General features: G+C 41.9%; 20 protein-coding genes and 1 riboswitch. Of the genes, 14 read left to right on the forward strand and 6 right to left on the reverse strand.

All coding sequences use genetic code 11. The features are described from left to right. Positions 1–2: 2 nt before the first annotated feature. The 9 genes from DESME_RS02620 to DESME_RS02660 all read left to right on the forward strand — a co-directional run bounded on the left by DESME_RS02620 (position 3) and on the right by DESME_RS02660 (position 10056). Positions 3–821, forward strand: a complete 819-nt coding sequence (locus DESME_RS02620) for a transporter substrate-binding domain-containing protein (protein ID WP_006717404.1) — start codon at positions 3–5, stop codon at positions 819–821. A gap of 2 nt (positions 822–823) precedes the next feature. Then, positions 824–1495, forward strand: coding sequence for an amino acid ABC transporter permease (locus tag DESME_RS02625; RefSeq protein WP_006717406.1), 672 nt, complete (start codon positions 824–826; stop codon positions 1493–1495). Then, positions 1495–2142: an amino acid ABC transporter permease gene (locus tag DESME_RS02630; RefSeq protein ID WP_006717408.1), complete on the forward strand. Its 648-nt coding sequence runs from the start codon at positions 1495–1497 to the stop codon at positions 2140–2142. The genes DESME_RS02625 and DESME_RS02630 overlap by 1 nt, the downstream gene beginning before the upstream one ends. Before the next feature lie 194 nt (positions 2143–2336). Next, the gene (locus tag DESME_RS02635) at positions 2337–2717 is read left to right on the forward strand and encodes a hypothetical protein (protein WP_006717410.1); all 381 of its coding nucleotides are present in this window, start codon (positions 2337–2339) and stop codon (positions 2715–2717) included. Between the two features lie 90 nt (positions 2718–2807). Continuing rightward, positions 2808–2893: riboswitch (ZMP/ZTP riboswitch) on the forward strand. An 80-nt stretch (positions 2894–2973) separates the two neighbouring features. Next, a complete protein-coding gene (gene pflB / locus DESME_RS02640; RefSeq protein ID WP_025248621.1) occupies positions 2974–5244 on the forward strand; it encodes a formate C-acetyltransferase in 2271 nt (756 codons plus the stop codon). A gap of 362 nt (positions 5245–5606) precedes the next feature. Continuing rightward, complete coding sequence (gene pflA / locus DESME_RS02645; RefSeq protein WP_006717414.1) at positions 5607–6332, forward strand: pyruvate formate-lyase-activating protein; 726 nt, start codon at positions 5607–5609, stop codon at positions 6330–6332. Between the two features lie 464 nt (positions 6333–6796). After that, a complete protein-coding gene (locus DESME_RS02650) occupies positions 6797–8188 on the forward strand; it encodes an ammonium transporter (protein WP_006717416.1) in 1392 nt (463 codons plus the stop codon). A gap of 52 nt (positions 8189–8240) precedes the next feature. Then, positions 8241–8579, forward strand: coding sequence for a P-II family nitrogen regulator (locus tag DESME_RS02655; protein WP_006717418.1), 339 nt, complete (start codon positions 8241–8243; stop codon positions 8577–8579). A 217-nt stretch (positions 8580–8796) separates the two neighbouring features. Next, the gene (locus DESME_RS02660) at positions 8797–10056 is read left to right on the forward strand and encodes an ammonium transporter (RefSeq protein WP_006717419.1); all 1260 of its coding nucleotides are present in this window, start codon (positions 8797–8799) and stop codon (positions 10054–10056) included. A gap of 7 nt (positions 10057–10063) precedes the next feature. On the opposite strand, the gene DESME_RS02665 is transcribed toward DESME_RS02660, so the two are convergent. Next, positions 10064–10402 carry a P-II family nitrogen regulator gene (locus DESME_RS02665; protein WP_006717422.1) on the reverse strand — a complete coding sequence of 113 codons (339 nt, stop codon included), beginning with the start codon at positions 10400–10402 and terminating at the stop codon, positions 10064–10066. An 87-nt stretch (positions 10403–10489) separates the two neighbouring features. On the opposite strand from DESME_RS02665, the gene DESME_RS02670 reads away from it, so the two are divergent. From DESME_RS02670 to DESME_RS02685, 4 genes are all read left to right on the forward strand, one after another. Continuing rightward, a complete protein-coding gene (locus tag DESME_RS02670; RefSeq protein WP_006717424.1) occupies positions 10490–12010 on the forward strand; it encodes a PucR family transcriptional regulator in 1521 nt (506 codons plus the stop codon). Between the two features lie 519 nt (positions 12011–12529). Further along, entirely contained in the window at positions 12530–13264 is a 735-nt protein-coding gene (locus tag DESME_RS02675; protein ID WP_006717429.1) for an ABC transporter ATP-binding protein, read from the forward strand. Next, positions 13254–14282 (forward strand): ABC transporter permease, encoded by a 1029-nt coding sequence (locus DESME_RS02680; RefSeq protein WP_006717431.1) that lies wholly within the window; start codon positions 13254–13256, stop codon positions 14280–14282. The genes DESME_RS02675 and DESME_RS02680 overlap by 11 nt, the downstream gene beginning before the upstream one ends. An 18-nt stretch (positions 14283–14300) precedes the next feature. After that, positions 14301–15299 carry an HlyD family secretion protein gene (locus DESME_RS02685; RefSeq protein WP_006717434.1) on the forward strand — a complete coding sequence of 333 codons (999 nt, stop codon included), beginning with the start codon at positions 14301–14303 and terminating at the stop codon, positions 15297–15299. Between the two features lie 34 nt (positions 15300–15333). Here the strand turns inward: DESME_RS02685 and DESME_RS02690 are convergent, their stop codons facing one another. Then, the gene (locus tag DESME_RS02690; RefSeq protein WP_006717436.1) at positions 15334–15633 is read right to left on the reverse strand and encodes a hypothetical protein; all 300 of its coding nucleotides are present in this window, start codon (positions 15631–15633) and stop codon (positions 15334–15336) included. Between the two features lie 226 nt (positions 15634–15859). On the opposite strand from DESME_RS02690, the gene DESME_RS02695 reads away from it, so the two are divergent. After that, the gene (locus DESME_RS02695) at positions 15860–16813 is read left to right on the forward strand and encodes a zinc-binding dehydrogenase (protein WP_006717438.1); all 954 of its coding nucleotides are present in this window, start codon (positions 15860–15862) and stop codon (positions 16811–16813) included. Between the two features lie 179 nt (positions 16814–16992). Here the strand turns inward: DESME_RS02695 and DESME_RS02700 are convergent, their stop codons facing one another. The 4 genes from DESME_RS02700 to DESME_RS02715 form a co-directional block, all read right to left on the reverse strand. Beyond that, positions 16993–17958 (reverse strand): 4Fe-4S binding protein, encoded by a 966-nt coding sequence (locus DESME_RS02700; protein WP_006717441.1) that lies wholly within the window; start codon positions 17956–17958, stop codon positions 16993–16995. A gap of 189 nt (positions 17959–18147) precedes the next feature. Beyond that, the gene (locus DESME_RS02705; RefSeq protein WP_006717444.1) at positions 18148–18717 is read right to left on the reverse strand and encodes a ferric reductase-like transmembrane domain-containing protein; all 570 of its coding nucleotides are present in this window, start codon (positions 18715–18717) and stop codon (positions 18148–18150) included. A 21-nt stretch (positions 18718–18738) separates the two neighbouring features. Further along, positions 18739–19776 (reverse strand): FAD:protein FMN transferase, encoded by a 1038-nt coding sequence (locus tag DESME_RS02710; RefSeq protein ID WP_006717445.1) that lies wholly within the window; start codon positions 19774–19776, stop codon positions 18739–18741. Further along, on the reverse strand, positions 19776–20099 hold the full coding sequence (locus DESME_RS02715) for a hypothetical protein (protein ID WP_006717447.1): 324 nt from the start codon (positions 20097–20099) through the stop codon (positions 19776–19778). The genes DESME_RS02710 and DESME_RS02715 overlap by 1 nt, the downstream gene beginning before the upstream one ends. Positions 20100–20113 lie beyond the last annotated feature (14 nt).

Consider the following 20113-nt stretch of genomic DNA (forward strand, 5'->3'; position numbering starts at 1 on the left):
TTATGAAGAAGTTTGGAGTTTTAATGATGAGTGCTTTGTTGGTTGGAAGCCTGTTAGCAGGGTGTGGTTCGAATACTGCAACCCCTTCAGGATCAAGCAGTGCTGATTCCGGGGTTTCATCTGATGTCAAAGCGATCAAGGATAGCGGTGTATTAAAGGTTGGGGTTAAAGTTGATGTACCTAAGTTTGGCTATAAAGATCCCAAAACGAGCAAAATTGAGGGGTTTGAAATCGATCTAGCCCATGAAATGGCTAAGAAAATTGTTGGAGATCCAGAAAAAGTTGAGTTTACGGCAGTTACGGCAAAAACGCGGGGTCCGCTCCTCGATAATGGTAACGTGAATATGGATATCTCGACATTTACGATTACGGAAGAACGTAAAAATAGCTACAACTTCAGTGACCCCTACTATACAGACGGTGTAGGCTTACTCGTTAAAAAGGCTTCTGGGGCCCAAGGGTTGAAAGATCTAGACGGAAAGAAAATTGGGGTGGCTCAGAGCTCAACTAGTAAAAAGGCAGTTCAAGAAGAGGCTGATAAATTAGGAATTAAAATTACGTTCCAAGAATTTGCAACTTATCCGGAAATTAAAGCCGCTTTAGATTCAGGACGGGTAGATGCGTTCTCCGTTGACCGCTCGATTCTCTTTGGTTACCTGGATGATTCTACAGCTCTGTTACCTGATAAGTTTAGCCCCCAAGAATATGGTATTGCGACTAAAAAGGGCAATGATGGACTAGCAAAGATTGTAAATGATACAGTGGGTGAGCTCAAAAAATCCGGTGATATTGATAAACTTATTAAGAAGTGGGGTCTGTAAACGTGGTTGGACCATTTGCCTGGTTTAAATGGCAAGCACTCTTCCAAGATTGGCGTATTTTTGCAGAGGGATTTGGCAATACCCTATTAGCCTCTGTCCTAGCACTCGCTCTAGCTTTGGTTTTAGGCATCGTGTTTGGGGTGTTGGGAACGACGCATAATAAGATTTTCAAGGCCGTAAACCGTGTGTACGTTGAATTTATTCAAAATACTCCTCTGGTCATTCAAGTCTTCTTTGTCTATAACGGATTACCGCATTTGGGAATTATGCTTCCGGTTTTAACGGTCGGGGTATTGGGTGTAGGAATCTATCATGGAGCCTATATTGCGGAAGTAGTAAGAGCCGGCATTGAATCGATTCATCGTGGGCAGATGGAAGCCGCTTTATCCCAAGGGTTTTCTTTTTGGGAAGCGATGCGGTATATCATTTTACCTCAGGCTGCTCAGGTCGTTTTACCTCCTCTCACGAATCAAGCTGTGAGTTTGATTAAGAATACCTCCGTCCTAGCCATGGTTGCTGGAGGAGAATTGATGTATCATGCAGATTCATGGTCTGCGGATAACCTTTATTATGGTCCAGCTTATGTGACGGTAGGATTGCTTTATCTTGCCTTATGCTTCCCCTTAGCCCAATTTGCGCGACATCTGGAGCGTAAGACGGAGGTGTCGATGTAATGCAGGAAGTATTTCAGCCTTATGTCTTCCGCTTTTTAGGGCAAGGGTTAGTTACGACGCTTTACCTAGCGTTCATGACGATTCTGTTTAGCTTTATTTTTGGGACAATCCTAGGTATTGCTCGTTATTCTCAAAAACCTATTATCTCTCAGATTGCTGCTGTCTATGTTGAGATCGTCCGTAACATTCCTTTGCTTTTGTTCATCTTAGTGATGCGCTTTGCGACAACCCTAAAGCCGCTAAATTCTGGAATATTGGCGATGACGATTTTTACTTCAGCTATCATTGCCGAAATTGTACGGGGTGGTTTGAAATCAATCAGTAAGGGCCAGTGGGAAGCCGCTAAATCACAAGGGTTCTCGTATGTACAGACCTTGTTTCACATTGTCTTGCCCCAAGCGCTGAGTAAGATGATTCCTCCATTGGTTTCTCAGTTTATTACGGTAATTAAGGATACTTCTTTTGTCTGGGCTGTAGGCGTAGAGGAGCTGACAGGGAAAGGTTTAATCATTATGGGACAGTTCGGATCAACCGCACAAGTGTTTACCCTGTTCGGAATGATTGCCTTAACTTACTTTGTCATAAACTATGTGTTATCTGTTTTCGCACGAAATCAACAGCGTAAGGCTATCTATCAGAGTTACTAACTATTGATTAATGATTTAATGCTAAAGGTCCTTGAACGACGAGATGTTATTCAAGGACCTTTTTTAACGTTCTTTAGTAGAAAGTAGGACTTGACTATAGTAACTAAGTGATAAAAATATACGTGCTTGAATAAAGTAAGTAGATATAATAAAATAGCCATAAATGATAGAATAGGAAGAGGAGATTAAAAATCATGAATTTTACTAAAGCAAGTGCATTCCAGGCTTTTCGAAAAATGGATAATGCATGTAATCCTGGATGCCAGTGTACACCTCTGTGTCAGTTATATGTTGCCAAGGAGATCATGAGTAAATCAGTAGAAACGGGTCAAAAATCTACTGATGATTTACCTAAGGACATTTTAGAGATGTTCAGGAGTATTCCGATTGTACCGGAGCGGTATAATCAGATGGAGCTCCATGACGCTTTTGAAGCGGTGCAAAATATTTGTGATAATTGTCCTGGTTTTGCCCATAGCCAATATTGTGTTGTTAATGTTGTTCTTACGGCATTAGGGACTTTGGTTTATGGGAAAAGTTTCGTGAGTGAGAAGGATCAGGCTGCTAATGTGTGATAATTTTGTTTATTTAGATTTTTGCGACTTAGTCCGTACCTCTTGCCAGAAGGTAAAGCCTTGATTATAATAGTGAATATCCATTAAGAGAAACGGTTACATGACTGGCGGAAATATTGTAGACTTAACTACGATGAAGTGTAACTGGAGAAATGCCGACCGCCTGGGCGATTATTTACAGGAATGTAAAATAATCGTTCAGGCGGTTTTTTATTTTCCTACACAAAAGCGAAATGTGAAGGGGATGCACAAAGAGATGGAACAAAAGACGATGCAGGAACTGAAAGAAAAGCAACAAAAGAATGAATGGCAGGGTTTCAAAGAGGGTTCATGGCAAACAAAAATTGATGTCCGTGACTTTATTCAAACGAACTATGCACCTTATTTAGGTGATGATCAATTTCTGAGTACTAAAACGGAGAAAACGGCGATTCTCTGGGCACAATGTCTAGAGTATTTGAAAAAAGAAAGAGATAATGGTGGCGTGTTAAGTATCGACACGAACCGGGTGACAGGAATCAATGCTTATGGCCCAGGATATATCCAACAGGAGAATGAAGTTATCGTGGGTCTTCAGACAGAGAAACCGCTAGAACGTTCTGTTAATCCTTTTGGGGGCTTAAGAATGGCCAAACAGTCCTGTGAAGCGTATGGCGTTCATATGGACAAAACACAGGAAGAATTTTTTAGAAAATATCGGAAGACCCATAATGATGGTGTTTTTGATGCGTATACCCCAGAAATGCGTAAAGCGCGAGGCCATGCTATTATCACGGGATTGCCGGATGCCTACGGGCGGGGAAGAATCATAGGGGATTATCGGAGAGTGGCCTTATACGGAGTGAACACTTTAATTGAAGCCAAGGAAGCGGATTTATTGGTCTTGGTCAATGTTCCCATGAATGAGGAAAACATTCGTTTGCGTGAAGAAATCAGAGAACAAATTAAAGCGCTCCATGAGCTTATCGAGATGGGGACAACGTATGGTTTTGATATTACTCGCCCGGCTAAGAATGCTCGAGAAGCTTTTCAATGGGTGTATTTTGCTTATCTTGCTACAATCAAGGCAGAAAATGGCGCAGCGATGTCACTGGGAAGAGTAAGCACTTTCCTTGATATTTATGTAGAACGGGATTTAGCACAGGGGGTTTTAACAGAGAAGGAAGCCCAAGAAATTGTGGATCAATTTATTATTAAGTTAAGGATGGCTCGTGAACTTCGGACTCCTGAATATGAAGAACTTTTTGCGGGAGATCCCATGTGGATTACGGAATCTATTGGGGGGATGGGAGTAGATGGTCGGACCCTAGTCACCAAGAATTCCTATCGTTTTCTGCATACCCTCTATAATTTAGGTCCGGCTCCTGAACCGAACTTGACGGTTTTATGGTCAAAGGATTTGCCTGAGACGTTTAAACAATTTTGCGCAAAGGCTTCAATCGATACCAGTTCTATACAGTATGAAAATGATGATTTGATGCGTGAGTATTTCGAGGATGATTACGGGATTGCCTGCTGTGTCTCCGCAATGAAGATCGGCTATCAAATGCAGTTATTCGGCGCCCGAACAAATCTCGCTAAGATATTACTCCTCGCTATCAATGGCGGTAAAGATGAAAAAACAGGGGAACAATTAACACCGGAAATTCCTGCTATTGAGGATGAGGTGCTCGATTTCGATAAAGTAAAAGAGAACTTTGATTTTCTTCAAGATTGGGTTTCTAAACTTTACATTAACACGCTCAATATTATTCATTACATGCATGACAAATATGCCTATGAAAGAATACAAATGGCCTTGCATGACAGTAACGTGGAACGGGTTATGGCTCTTGGAATTGCTGGCTTTTCAGTGGTTGTAGATTCCTTTAGCGCCATCAAGTATGCTAAAGTCTATCCGATTCGCAATGAACAAGGGATCGCCATCGACTTTAGGATTGAAGGCGATTTCCCGAAATACGGAAATGATGATGATCGTGTCGACCAAATGGGCGTGGATCTCGTGAAAAGTTTTAGTGAAAATTTAAAGAAATACCCTGCTCACCGCCATGCTAAGCATACGCTTTCAGTTTTGACTATTACGTCAAATGTCATGTATGGTAAGAAAACAGGGGCTACACCGGATGGACGTAAAAAAGGAGAACCCTTTGCACCTGGGGCGAACCCGATGCATGGACGCGATACAAATGGCGCTTTAGCAAGCTTGAACTCCGTTGCGAAGCTCCCTTATGAAGCATGTATGGATGGAATTAGTAATACGTTCTCAATCGTACCTAAAGCTTTAGGTAAAGCACCAGAAGAGCGGGAGAAAAACCTAATCCAGCTTTTTGATGGCTACTTTGGTCAACGGGCTCACCACTTAAATGTTAATGTCATGGACCGAGCCTTATTAGAGAAGGCTATGGAAGAACCTGAAAACTATCCTCAGTTAACGGTCAGGGTCTCCGGTTATGCTGTGCATTTTACGAAGCTCAGTAAGGCGCATCAACTTGAGGTTATTAAGAGAACGTTTTTCGAAAGAATGTAAGCAAGACTGTAATCGTAACTCGCTCCGAAGAATTGTTAAACCTTCGAAGAATTACCTTAGTAAAGAAACCCTTAACAGCCGAAGGATTTTGATTTACAGGAGAGAACGGCTTCTAAGCAAGCGGTTACCAGACTGCTCGAAAAGTACGTAGAGGAGACGGGTTGGGAACAGGACGTTTCCAACCGCCAACAGAGCCATGGACGGCGATTTTGGCGGGTACCCGTCGGAGCGCAGGGCTTGAGCGCTAGTCTGGTCCGCGAAGCTTACAGAGTGAACGATGTAAAGCAAATCCTGGAGAGATTAGCTTAAAGTGATATCAAACGAAAGCCACAAGCTCTGACTATAAGCAAAGGAGGATACGTATGAAGGGAAGAATTCATTCGATCGAGAGTTTTGGAACGGTGGACGGACCTGGAATTCGGTGTGTGGTTTTCCTTCAAGGGTGTTCTCTGAGATGTCGGTATTGTCATAATCCGGATACTTGGGATTGTCAGGGTGGACAAGAAATCGATTCTGAGGAGGTCGTTCAAAAAGTACTTCGCTTTAAATCCTATTTTGGGGAAAAGGGAGGAATCACTTTATCAGGGGGTGAGCCTCTACTTCAGCCCGACTTCGCTGCGGCGATTTTAAAGAGATGTAAAGAAGAGGGGATTCATACTGCTGTGGATACTTCAGGTTGGGTGGATATTTCTGCATTGGATAAGGTTCTCCCCTATACTGATCTCTTCCTCTTAGACATTAAGGGTTTAAATGAAGAAAACTATACGTGGATAACGGGCCAGAAGACTCAAAAATTCCATGAGGCTCTTCAGTTGATTAAAGAAAAGAAAACGGATCTTTGGTTACGGTATGTTGTTTTACCTGGGATCAATGATACGGATCAGCATCGAGAAAAGTTAAAAGAGTTTGTTCAGGCTTTATCGCCACAAGTTCAAAATGTTGAGTTGCTTCCTTACCATCCCTTAGGAATTCACAAATGGGAAAAACTTGGTTTGAAGTACACGCTGTATGATCTTGAAATACCAAACCAAGATAAGATCGATCAGTTTTCTCATGATGTATACAGTGTTTTTAAAAGAAATGACTAGTCGGATGCTTAAGTATACGCTATAATAAGGTCATCGAAAGCGAAGTGATATTCACTTCCTGCGAATTCTCAAGAATGGCAAAGGCGCCATATAGTTATCTGGGATGACCAGATAATTATATGGCGCTATTTTTTTTGCTAATTTTACGAGGGGTTTAGTTGAGAAGCGTGTTCAGGTGAAGTTTAGAGTTTTAGAGTTTTAGAGTTTTAGAGTTTTAGAGTTCGAAGTCGAGAGTAAAATCTGTGACCAAGGTCACTTCATATGAGTGGGCACCAAACTATTGTTTGGAGAGTAAAAAGTGATTAAGAGAGCCCTTATCCGTAAGGATAGGTGTGCTCTCTTCTTTTTTAAAAAAATACAGAAGAATCGATCTCAAGTCAAACTGTTAAGGAGGTGATGCCCTACTGAATGGGCAAGAAGACTCACACGTAATTTGGGGGATAAATAAACAAGGGGGTAAAACAATGAAAAAATTATGGACTTTATTAATTGCTCTTATAAGTATGTTAGCGCTTCCTGCATCGGTTTTTGCGGCAGACGGCTCGGTGATTGATACCGGGGATACCAGTTTTATTATTATTTCAACGGCTTTGGTTCTTCTGATGACTCCAGGTTTGGCTCTTTTCTATGGGGGTATGGTCAGAAAGAAAAATGTATTAAGTACGACCATGCATAGTTTTATTATTATGGCTTTAGCCTCAGTTCAATGGGTTGTAATTGGTTTTACGTTAGCCTTTGGTCCAGATCAAAGCGGTTTCATCGGTGCTTTAAACTGGTTGGGCCTTTCCGGAGTAGGTATTGATCCTAATCCTGATTATGCAGCAACGATTCCCTTTATTGTCTTTATGGCTTTTCAAATGATGTTTGCCATCATTACACCCGCTTTAATTACAGGTTCGATTGCGGAACGGATGAGATTTCCCGCTTTCCTGGTCTTTATTCTCTTATGGATGACCTTCGTTTATGACCCCTTGGCTCACTGGGTTTGGGGCGTTGGCGGATTCCTTCGTACGATGGGAGCTCTCGACTTTGCAGGAGGTACAGTTGTTCATATTAGTTCCGGTGTTTCCGGTTTAGTTGCGGCGTTAGTCCTGGGTAAACGTAAGGGATATGGGAAAGAACCGATGGCTCCTCATCAAATTCCAATGACGGTTTTGGGGGCAGGGTTACTTTGGTTCGGCTGGTTTGGTTTTAATGCTGGGAGTGCTCTCGGAGCGAATGGCTTAGCAGGAATCGCTCTTGTCACAACAAATACCTCGGCAGCGATAGGAGCTTTAGCTTGGATGGCTGCAGAATGGCTCCATCGCGGGAAACCAACGGTTCTTGGGGCGGCAAGTGGTGCAGTCGCTGGTTTAGTTGCTATTACACCTGGCGCAGGATTTGTTACTCCAATGGCATCTATCCTAATCGGTTTGGTCGGAGGAATTATCTGCTACTTTGCAGTGAGCGTTCTTAAAGCGAAATTAGGTTATGATGATGCACTCGATGCCTTTGGCTGCCATGGCATTGGCGGAATCTGGGGGGCTTTAGCAACAGGGTTATTTGCGACCAAAACAATCAATCCTGCCGGAGCTGATGGCCTTTTGTATGGCAATCCTACACAATTAGGAATTCAAGCTTTAAGTGTTGTTGTCACGATTGTTCTTGCAGCTGCTGCAACTTTCGTCATTCTAAAAGGGGTTGGAGTATTTATAAAATTACGGGCGACTGATGAAGAAGAGGAGACAGGATTGGATTTGTCCATGCATGGAGAAGAAGCGTATTCAGATTTTATTGGCAATGAAATTTTGTTATCCGTAGTTCCTTCTAAATCAATGGCTTTTAATCCAATTATCAGTAAACAACCGTCTCATTAAAAAGAGATTTTGCTAAAACAGTACAAAACAGTAAAAGAGGGAGTGGAATGACATGAAAAAAATAGAAGCGATTATCCGCCCGGGTAAGTTAGATCATGTTAAAGATGCCTTAGATCAATGTGGGGTGAAAGGACTAACGGTTAGCCAAGTCATCGGAGCGGGAAACCAGAAGGGACATACTCAGGTTTATCGCGGAGTAGAGTATTCGACCTATTTGCTTCCGAAAGTGAAAATCGAAGTCGTTGTATCCAATAACAACTGCGATGAAGTCATAAAAGTTCTTACTGAAGCCGCTAGGACAGGAGAAATTGGAGATGGAAAGATTTTTGTTACCTCAATCGAAAATGTCATAAAAATTAGAACAGGGGAAACTGGAGAACAAGCGCTCTAGTCAGAGCTAAGGTAGGGTAAGGTGAATTAACGAGATAGTATACAGTATTCAAAAGTTCAAACCTATAGACGCCTCTTTGAGCTCGTGCTATAATCAAAATCGCTAAGACATTTATGATTTAGTGAGAGCAATGGGGCTCTAGAAAAGCATTCGCTTTTTTAGAGCCTCTTTTTGTTTTTCTTTTGATTTAGCTCTTATTTTTAAGGAGGTTTTCGGCATGAATTTCAATACTGGAGATATCACTTTTGTGCTCATGAGTACCGCACTTGTTTTTTTAATGACTCCGGGATTGGCCTTTTTCTATGGGGGAATGGTGCGAAAACGCCATGTACTTTCGATCATGATGCAAAGTTTTGTAGCTATCGGGGTAGTCACGGTAATTTGGACTTTGTTCGGATATTCTTTGGCTTTTGGAACGGATCATGGACATTTGCTGGGGAGTTTTGATTGGTTTGCTTTAAAGGGAGTGGGGTTAAACCCAAACCCAGATTATGCTCCAACCATTCCCCATCTACTCTTCTTTCTGTTTCAACTCATGTTCGCCATTATTACGCCAGCTGTTATCAGTGGAGCAATGGCTGAAAGAATGCGCTTCCCTGCCTTCTTACTCTTCACTGCGCTATGGACTATTGTTGTCTATGTTCCACTGTCCCATTGGGTCTGGGGTACAGGGGGATGGTTGCGAAATCTCGGACTGATGGATTTCGCAGGAGGAACTGTTGTTGAAATGGCTTCGGGTGTTTCTGGATTGGTGGCAGCGCTTGTTGTGGGTAGACGGTTAAGAAGTAAAGAAGATTTAGCCATACCCCATAACATGCCAAATGTGCTGTTAGGGGGAGGACTTTTGTGGTTTGGCTGGTTTGGATTTAATGCAGGTGGAGCGATGGGGGCTAATTCGATTGCGGTCCTGGCCTTTGTGACAACTCAGCTAGCAGGAGCAACTGGGTTGATAGGTTGGGCTCTCATCGAGTGGTTTCAGCATCGTAAAGTTACCGTCTTTGGCGTGATCAGCGGCGCCCTTTCAGGGTTGGTCGCCATCACACCCGCCTCGGGCTTTGTCTCTCCAACTAGTGCCCTTTTGATCGGATTTGTTGCCGGAGGACTTTGTTATTTAGGGGTTAGTGTTTTAAAGACGAGATTGGGTTATGATGATGCTCTCGATGTTTTTGGAATTCATGGTATTGGAGGAACTTGGGGGACAATTGCTACAGGGATATTTGCCGATCTCTCCCTCAATCCCCAAGGTAAAAATGGTCTCATCAATGGGGGAGGATTTGAAGCGCTTCTCATTCAACTGCTTGCTGTAGTTGTGACTTATGCGTTTGTCGGAGGAATAACCTGGTTCCTTTTAAAGGTGATTGCGGTCTTTACGCCTTTAAAAGCAACAGATGAAGAGCAAGTCAATGGGCTTGATTTAACCCAGCATGGAGAAAATGCTTACCCCGACTTTGAATATAGCGAGAACTATATCATGTAAAAGGATCTTAGAGCGCTTCTGTTCCGCGTTCGCCCGTGCGAATACGTATAGCCTCTTCAATAGGAGAAATAAATATTTTTCCATCTCCAACTTGACCGGTTCTAGCAGCAGCAATGAGGGTCGTTATGACGTGTTCGAGTTTTTCATCTGAAGTTACAACTTCAAGTTTTACCTTAGGTAAAAGACGGGTCAGGACTTCTTGCCCACGGTAAATTTGGGTGTAACCTTTCTGATTACCACATCCTAAGACATTGCTGATTGTTATGCCATTTATGCCCAATTCGGATAAAGCATTTTTGACCTCATCGAGTTTTCCAGGGCGAATGATTGCTTCAATTTTTTTCATGGCTGCACTCTCCTAAAATTACTTCGTATGATTAACTTAACAAAAAACCACGCATTAATAAAGAAATTTATCAAAGGAGGTGTCGTTATGGAGTCGATTCCCCAAAAACAAGGTGTCTCAGTTAAGGAAATATTGCACCTCCCGATTCTTAAGGATGCAAAAGTCGTGAGCGGGCTGGAAGGTTTAGACCGGATTGTCCGCTCCATTGATAATATGGAAGTACCGGAAATTAAACCATGGCTTAGAGAAGGAGAAATTCTTCTCACGACAACCTCTTTTAGCCATAATGAACCGAATCTTTTAACAAAGTTAGTTGAGGATTTGGCTCAAGCCGGAGCTGCTGCTCTTGTGTTCAAACCGGGGCAATTTATTCAGCAGATTCCCGATGAAATGATAGATCTTAGCAATCGTTATCAATTACCGTTAATTTCCGTTCCTGTGGAGACTTCATTCATTGATATTACGCAGTCGGTGATGGAGTTGGTCCTTAATTGGCAAAGGGTACTTTTAAGTCGAGCAGAAGAAATTGGGACCACGTTAACAAACATGGTACTGGAAAATAAGGGTATCCAGGCTCTTGCCGACAATGTATCCGGTTTATTACATGTTCCAATTTCTATTTTAGACGGCGACGGCAATGTACTTGCCCAAGCGCCCAAGGAGATAATTCCGAATACAACAGGTTGTTTAGAATGGGACATCATGGTGAATAAGCAAGTTGCCGGTAAAGTTATTGTGAATAAGGAATCCTTAGATGCGATGGAACAGGTTTGTGTTGATCAGGCTAGAATCGTATTTTCGTTAGAGCTAATGCGAATGAAGACTGCTGAACAGACAGAAGCAAGGTTGAGAGGGAACTTTATTGATGAACTTCTTTCAGAGTTACCTCCTTCGGAACTCGAGGTTCGGAAAAAGGGGTGTCAGCTGGATATTGATCCAGATAAACTCTGGGAAATTGGAATTGTTGAAGGCATTAATTCCGATTTAGATGGGTCAATTCTTTCTGAATTAAAGGCTTTAGTGATGAGTGAAGGGCAACGGATGAAACTGAAACCCCAAATGGAAAGAAGAGGAACCCAAATTCTCTTTTTATTGCCTTCAATGAAAGATGAAGACACCCCTTGGTTAGATATCCTTAAGTTATGGATTGATCAGTCTTTGGGGGATGCAAAAACGCGAATTCATATCGGAATGGGGACTCAATGTTTCCTCTGGAACATTTATCAAAGTTATCTTGAGGCGAGAAAGGCCTTAGAAATTACGTCGAAGACGTACGCGCAATATGGCTTAGTTCCCTATGAAAAAATAGAAATATACGAAATATTAGCAGATTCCGTGAAGAATAAGGAGCTTTCCGATTTATTTCAAAAAAAACTAGGAAAACTCCTCCGCTATGATCAAGAAACAGGGAGTGAGCTTTTAAAAACCCTATATAGGTATCTTGAATTAGGAAAGAATATGCAGGAGACGGCCAAGCAACTTTATATTCACCGAAACTCGGTAAAATATCGACTGGAGCGAATCGCAGAAATTGCTGAACTTGATCTCAGTTCAGCGCATCAGAGCTTTATCTATCATCTCTTAATAACTTGGTATTTACTCAAGTAATTTGTAAATCAAATAAGAATAAAGGGAAAATTGTATACAGAAGAAAATTACAATTCGTGGTTTACCACGATATATATTAGGCACAAATCTTAAGGATTTGAGTGAAGTAGTGATAAAGAGAGCCATTTCAAAATGAAGGGCTCTTTTTCTTATTATTTAGGGAATTTCAATTCTTGTATCAGATCAGCATCTTGAGCATAAGGTGAATAAAAGTAATCAGAAGTTTTGTTATTACTCAAAGGTTTTTGGTAAAAAGTAAGGTAAGGGCTAGAAAGGAGAGAAATGAGAATGTGGATTTGGATCATATTTGGTGTGCTTTCGGTCATCATATGGAATTTTACTCCTTCGTGGTCAAAGCATTGAAGAGTTTAGTAAGAATGAAGAGTAAAGCCGTGTACTAATTCTTATAAGGGGGTTGTACACGGCTTTATATTGCTTCTATTTATGGGCTCATTGCATTATAATGGCTTTGTAAGAGAGATATATAAGTAGTGGTAATCTGTATGAATGAGGAACATCATGAAAGAAGAAAATTGCATCGTCCTAAAAGATGTCAATAAAGATTTTGGGAAAAAGCATATCTTAAAGGATATCAATCTTCAAATTCCCTCTGGGCATATCTATGGCCTATTGGGTCCTTCAGGCTGTGGAAAAACAACAATGGTTAAAATTATGGCTGGAATTCTTGAACCCACTTCGGGTGAGGCCTATGTCTTAGGGGAACGCATGCCTAAACTTAATTTAATGAAAAAGATTGGATACATGGCTCAGGGTGATGCGCTTTATACAGCATTGACGGCTGCAGAAAATCTGCAGTTTTTTGGTGCGATGTATGGAATGTCAAAAGCACAGATTAAGAAAAGATCAGCAGAAGTCATGGAACTCGTCAATCTTTTGGATCATTTAAATAAGCCTGTACAATCGTATTCAGGTGGAATGAAACGGCGACTTTCGTTAGCCATTGCAATCCTGCATAATCCACCCATTCTTATCTTGGATGAACCTACTGTCGGTATCGATCCTGTACTCAGAAAAAGCATCTGGCAGGAGCTTAACAAACTCGCTGATCAAGGAGTTACAATTCTCGTAACAACCCATGTGATGGATGAGGCGGATAAATGCCACAACTTGGCTATGATGCGTGAGGGGCGCTTGATTGCGAAGGGCACCTCAGTGGAATTACAGGAGAAGATTGGTGTTCATAGCCTTGAAGAAGCGTTTATTTATTATGGAGGAAATCAATATGAAGGTTAGAGCTTTGGCTTTGCGGATTTTAAACCAACTGCGTCATGATAAACGGACTCTAGCCCTAATGTTGATTGCCCCCATCTTTTTGATTACCTTGGTTTATTTTATTTTAGGAGATGCGTCGACTACAGTTAAAGTAGCGGTGATCAATGCTCCTGAAAATTATATACAAAGTCTTGAGAAGAATAACGTTATCGTTACACGGGCTAGCGAAAGTGAAGCACGAGCAGCTTTAGAGCAGAGAAAAGTTGTGGCAACGCTTGAGATGCTCAACGGGAAATCTACAATTGAAGTCGATGGCAGTAATCCGACGAAAGCAAAATTAGCTTTAGCAGCTTTTGAAGGAGCTAAGGCGAGTACTAATGCTAATATGACGACGATACATCCTGATTTGCGCTCTGAGGTAAACTACATCTATGGGACTGACGATTTATCCACCTTTGATAATTTTGGCGCGACACTTATCGGCTTTATTATTTTTTTCTTTGTTTTTTTGGTCGCCGGTATTTCTTTTCTACAGGAAAGAACCTCAGGGACTTTGGAAAAACTCCTGTCAATGCCCCTTCGTCGCTGGGAAATTGTCACGGGCTATGTTCTTGGTTTTGGCCTGTTTACGGTTTTACAGTCTTTAATCTTTTCATGGTATTGTGTTTATATCCTAGACATCATGATGATCGGCTCGTTCCCTTTAGTCATTCTGATCACTTTGCTGGCAGCGGTTGTTGCCCTGACCTTAGGTATTCTAGCCTCCACTGCAGCGAGCAATGAATTTCAAATGATGCAGTTCATCCCGATCGTGATTGTTCCGCAGCTCTTTTTTTCTGGACTGTTTGATCTGCCGTCTTCAATTCAGGCTTTAGGACGAGTGATGCCCCTCTATTATATTGCTGATGCTCTGACTCAAGTGATGCTTAGGGGAAGCGCTTTTTCCGCAATTGCCAGTGATCTGGCTGTATTGCTCGGATTTTCTGTTCTGTTTATGCTGCTGAATACGCAGATGCTTAAGAAATACCGCCGCATTTAAGTTTGGGGGGAATTATTGATGAAACATGTTCTGAAAATCAGCGGTCTGCTTGTTCTTATTTTATCGCTTGCGGGGTGTTCTCCTTTTCAGCAAAGCTCTTCGATCGTGCTCAAGGGTGAGGTGGAAACACAGATTATTGCCCACTACAGCGAGGTCTCTGGGAAGATTGTCAAATTACCGATCGAGCTAGGAAAGCTTGTCAAAGCTGGCGATGTCATTGCTGAAATAGACGATAGCAATGAACAATATGCTTTAGAACAGCTGAAAGCCGGACTTGCCAAAAAACAAGCCGCCTTAGCCGATTTGAAATCAGCAACTGATCCGGCAGAAATCAAGCAAGGAGAAAACAATGTAACCCTTGCCCAAAAAGCAATTGATCGCGCGCAACTTGCCTCCGATCGTGCGCAAAAAGATTATGATACTGCACAGACTTTGTTGAGCAAGGAGGCTATCGCGCAAGCTTCTCTCGATGATGCTAAATATAAAGCAGACCTTGCTCAGCTTGACCTCGCAACGGCTCAAACCCAGTTAGATAATGCGAGTCAAAAATTAGTTTTACTAAATAAGGGAGCAGATCAAGAGAAAATTGCCTCAGCCCAAGCCGATATTGACCTCACGCAAAGTCAAATCCGTCAAGAAGAGGAAAGGTTAACAAAATTTAAGATTAAAGCTCTGGGGGATGGCACAATTATCAGTTCGAATTTTGGATTAGGGGCAATAGTGTCTCCTGGGTCTAATCTGGCAGATATCGCGGTTAAAACGGAGAAATATCTAGTCGCCTATCTTCCAGAGGAGTATTTACCTAAAGTTGACTATGGTCAAGAACTCGTCGTTAGGAATGGAAAAGAGGAATACAAGGGAACGGTCAGCTTTATTGATTTAGAAGCACAGTATACGCCTAAGGACATGCAAACCTCGGCAAATAAAAATAAGGATAGTGTAAAGATCAAAGTACGGCTGGCTGAGGATTCTCCGTTAAAAGTCGGGGAAAGCGCAGAGCTGCTTATCGATAAATAAAGAGGTTGAAAGCGAAGAGTAAGGAATAAGGAGTTCAAGTTAATTTTAGCAGAAGCAAAATTTGAAATATCGATAATATAGGTGGGTAAAAAGCATAAACTACTGAAACTATTAATAGTACCACTGCTGAAAATATAAATCCCAATCCTATTATCTTTATATAATTTAAATAATATTTATTTGTTGGTTTTATATATTTAGGTACATAAAAGCATTTCCATTTAGCCCAATAAAACTCCGCTCCTATTATATTAGGTTTATATATCGAAAGTATGCCTAAAATGGCAAAAAGCATTGCTACAATCATCAACGCTAAAAGTGTACTTACTTTCAAATTTTACTCCTCCTAACAATTTATAATTGATTATTTTTCTTCATGTTATCTAACACATAAAGTTTAATTCACCCTTTCTAAGCCGTTTTCCTGTGCACAGGCATCATACTTTTAGTAATATTTAGACTAGTGAAAGAATATGTTAGTGCTATGCCTTGAACTAATGATTGGTGCTACTTATAATATAATTAAAGTATAGGATTAAAAAATCTTAGGAGGTATTCATATGAAAGGTTGGTTATTTACCCAAACTGGAGTTCCTCTGAAGTTGATTGAAAAAGAAGATCCTCATGCAACTCCCAATCACGTTGTTATTGACGTCAAGGCCACTGGTCTTTGCCACTCGGACGTTGCCGCACTGGAAGATCCGGGCTGGATGCCCTTGTTTCCAAATGGACCGGTTATCATGGGGCATGAGTGTGCCGGTATCGTCACTGAAGTCGGGGAAGGTGTAGTGGATTTAAAAATTGGAGACCGTGTAGGTGTTAATCCTCTCGATCATGAAACACGCGAAGCGACTGGATATAACTACGATGGAGGGTATGCCAACAAAGTGCGAGTCCCAGCCAAACAGTGTGTAAAGATTCCGGATGGTGTATCCTTTGTAGAAGGTGCAGCATCAACGGATGCTGGACTCACCGCCTATCATGCGCTTTTTGCTATTGGCGAAGCTAAATCGGGTACGAAGGTTGGTATTATCGGAATCGGGGGGTTGGGTCAGTTTGCTGCGCAGATGGCGATGATCAAGGGCTGTGAAGTGTATGCAACAGATGTATCACCTGCCGCACGCAAACTCGCAGAAGAACTAGGCTGTAAAAAGGTTTATGAGCAAGTTCTCGATCTGAAAGAAGCTGAATGTGAGTTGATTGTCGATTATGCCGGCTTTGGGCAAACCACGGCAGATGCTCTCGACGCTGTGAAACCGGGTGGAACGGTTGTTATTGTCGGTATGGGTATCCTGCAATCCACGATTAACACCTATTTAATGATTACAAAGCAACTGAAGCTCCTTGGAAGCAATGGAGGAACGGTTGAGGATCTCAAGGGTGTATATGATTGTTTCTCTACAGGGAAAATGAGTCCACAGCTGACAACGATACCCTTTGAAGAAATAGATAAGGGCTTGGAAAAGCTTAAGAATCACGAAGTCAAGGGTCGACTGGTTGCTGTCTTTGAGTGAGCCGGTTGCAGTATGATAGCGAAGGCTTTTAGCTGAAGTTATATAGAAGGGGCTGTTGCATCAAATAAACTGAAAGTTCATTTGTGCAGCAGCCCTGTTTCTATTGTTGCTTCCCTTTTTAATTTGCGGCGTAAAAATGAGCGGAATTATCTCAAGTCGAAATGACCCAATCCTCCTACCTAAGGAATGAGAGTTTTATACATCTCAAGCGGAATTGAGGTTTCCCAATGCCCTGTGATTTTCGCTATGCTAACACTAATAAACCAAACTGCGATAAGGGTTACCCCTAAGGCGAAGGGAGACGGGAATCGATGGAGCTTACGGGGTAATTTAAAGCTCAAAGTCCCTTTAACTGGGCAAACTTCAACACAGCTTAAACACCCTGTACACTCTGGTGAAGAAACACGTAGAGCTTCATCGACTTTGAGCTGATTAGGACAGGCTTTTCGGCATTGACCGCAGCTGATACAGCTGCTACTGTCACGTGTTATCTTCCAAGGACTGATTACGCTGAATAGGCCTAAGAGTGCTCCATAAGGACAGAGATAGCGGCACCAAAATTGCTTAATCAAGAGGGACAACACCACCAAGACAGCGATTACGGTCATGCCAACTGCAGTGATATTTTGAAAGAACGTAAGCATCTTGACGTCAGCGATCATGTTATAGGGCGTTTGAAGAAAGGAATACGCTTCCATCGGGCTCATTCCGAAAAATATGAAGACAACAAAGAAGGTTAAAAGGATATATTTTACCGAGCGGAAAGGATAGTCAAGCCACTTGGGTAAGGTGTAGTTCGTTTTAAACATTTTTTGCCCAAGAAGTGATAGCCCTTCGGATAAGGTACCTATAGGACAAATCCAAGAACAGAATGCTCTTTTTAGAAAAAGTGAAATAAAGATTGCTGTTAAAAAAATCACGAGTGCTGCAGGATGAATGGTGTCAAAAATCCCTAACCCTAACCATGCCCTTAATGAGACAAGAGCACTGATTGGTAGAAACGCTTCGACTCCGGGTGGACGGTTTACAGCGAGTGCAGAGTCAGCGGAGGTTATATAATTCACAAACATAAAGAATTTAATTCCGATAAGGAGTACTACGAGAGCAAATGCGATTTGAACCTTAATCCTAACCTTCTTTCTCATTTTCATCATCCTCCTCTTCAAAAAACACTTTAGGCGGGTTGAATACTCTCTAATTATAGACTTCTTGACGAGGTATATCTAGGATTTATTTTACAAAAAATGGTTATGTAAAAATGCTGAGCCCCTTTTATTAGGGCTCAGCATTTGAACTTCTGGAGCATGGTATGAGGCAATATTATATGTTTGGCCTTATTTTGCGCCTTGTGTTAAATAGGGATCTTTCTCTGAGGATCCAATTATGAAGCGAATGAAGCCGAGAAACACGACGGCCACCATCGAAATGAGATACATCATCCGAATTTCGGGGACGGATGTATCAGTCCCAAGAACAAAGCCATGGATAAATGTCATGAAAAATGTGGGATAGGAAAAGATATGAAGGGTATGCCATACTTTGTTCGGGATTTTATGACGAAAATCAGAGGTAAAGACGAGAAGAAGAAGACCATAGGCCGAAAGGGTGCCTAGACCATTTAAAAACGGAGAGTGCTGAGCCGTAAAGGGAATTAAAATCTCACTCCAGGAAAACGGCATATACGGGTCGATAATGGTGATGACTCCATGTAGGAGTCCTATAACCATTCCGTAATGGGTCATTGATCTGTGAAATTTGATAAGTTTTCCCTTGATCGCGGGCTTGAGTCCAGGCATGCTTGATAAGATACCCGTACAGATACCTATCGCAATTAGGATATAGGCTCCAATCCCTGAAAATCGGATCATTTGCCACAGAGGTAAGTTAAGAATAAAATCGATCATTAGTTTATTTTCACCTCAGGATTATTTATAGAGAACGTGTTGAAAAGAAAGATCTTTCCATACTTTTCCTAAAGAGGACTTATCCCCATAAAAATAGGTTTCTTTTTGCGTTGTAAACATAACAGCTTCATAGCCGCTTGATTTTTGGGACAAGAGTTTAAGACCCTTTTCAAGCCCAAGGATACAGATTGCTTTTGTCCAAATTTCGCACTCAATCACATCAGGGCCAGTGACTGTACACTGGACAACCTCACTTTGACTGGGCTGCATCGTATGGGGATCAATTAAATGATGCATCTGACCCTTAGGGCTAGACCACTGCCTTCCAAGTATACTCGAGGTTGCCACTGAGCCGTTATTAAGGGCGAGAAGTCCAATATCCTGACTGGGTTGCCACGGATTTTCGATTCCGATTAACCAGGGCTCTCCGCTATCAGAGGAACTCCCCCAGACGGTGAGATCCCCCCCAGCGTTAACGAAACCTCTTTCAATTTTTAGCAGGTGTTGGTATTCATGAACTAAGCGCTTGACTGCCCAACTCTTAACAATTCCGCCTAAATCGATCTCAGCTCCTACAGGGAGTTGGATTGTCCTCGTTTCAGAATCCAGAATTAAGGATAAGGAGAACATTTCAGAGCTCAATTCATCCGTAAATTTACCGTAAGTTTGTTTCCTGGAGTTAATGGAGGAATCGAGAAACTGATCTTTAAGTTTCTCGAAGGAATCGTTATAGCCTGCCTTCTTTAAGGCGAATAGAATGAGCGGGTTAAAGACTCCTTCGGTAATTTTAGAATAGTTTTGGGCTAATTGCAGAACTTCAAGCATCAGGGGTGAAATCAATGTGGGTTTTCCGGCAGAGCTGTTTAATTGAGTCAGTTCGCTATCCTCTCGGAAACGGCTAAATTGCTTTTCCACGGTTTGGAACCAAATCCGGGCGAGTTGTGCTAGACCCGGAAATTCTTCGCGTTTGGACCATAGCATAAAATCGATATCGGTATTCATGGCTCGCAGTATGTCGGATTGAAGGGCTGCAGAATTGCAGTTTACTTGATCAAGCATCAGGATCGCCTACTTCGCGTATTAGGAACCCTACTTTGGGATTGATTAGGCGATCGCTTAGGTGATTGACTAAACGAATTTCCGGAATTGGAATTGCTGCTATTAAATTGTGAATTAGAACTATTTGAACTCCCTTGATTTGTGCTGAATGGATCCTTAGCACTGGATTGCTTAGAAGTTTGGGATTGAGTTTGTGGGGAAGCAGAAGCGGCGAGCACGGCTTGATCAAAAGAACGGCTTGCTTTAATGTCATTGAAGCCAATAACGATTGCCAAAGCAACGACAAGGCCTAATCCCCATTGGGTTGATTTTGAATTTATCACGGGTACCTCCAGTT

The organism is Desulfitobacterium metallireducens DSM 15288 (genome assembly GCF_000231405.2).
Lineage (GTDB): Bacteria > Bacillota > Desulfitobacteriia > Desulfitobacteriales > Desulfitobacteriaceae > Desulfitobacterium_A > Desulfitobacterium_A metallireducens.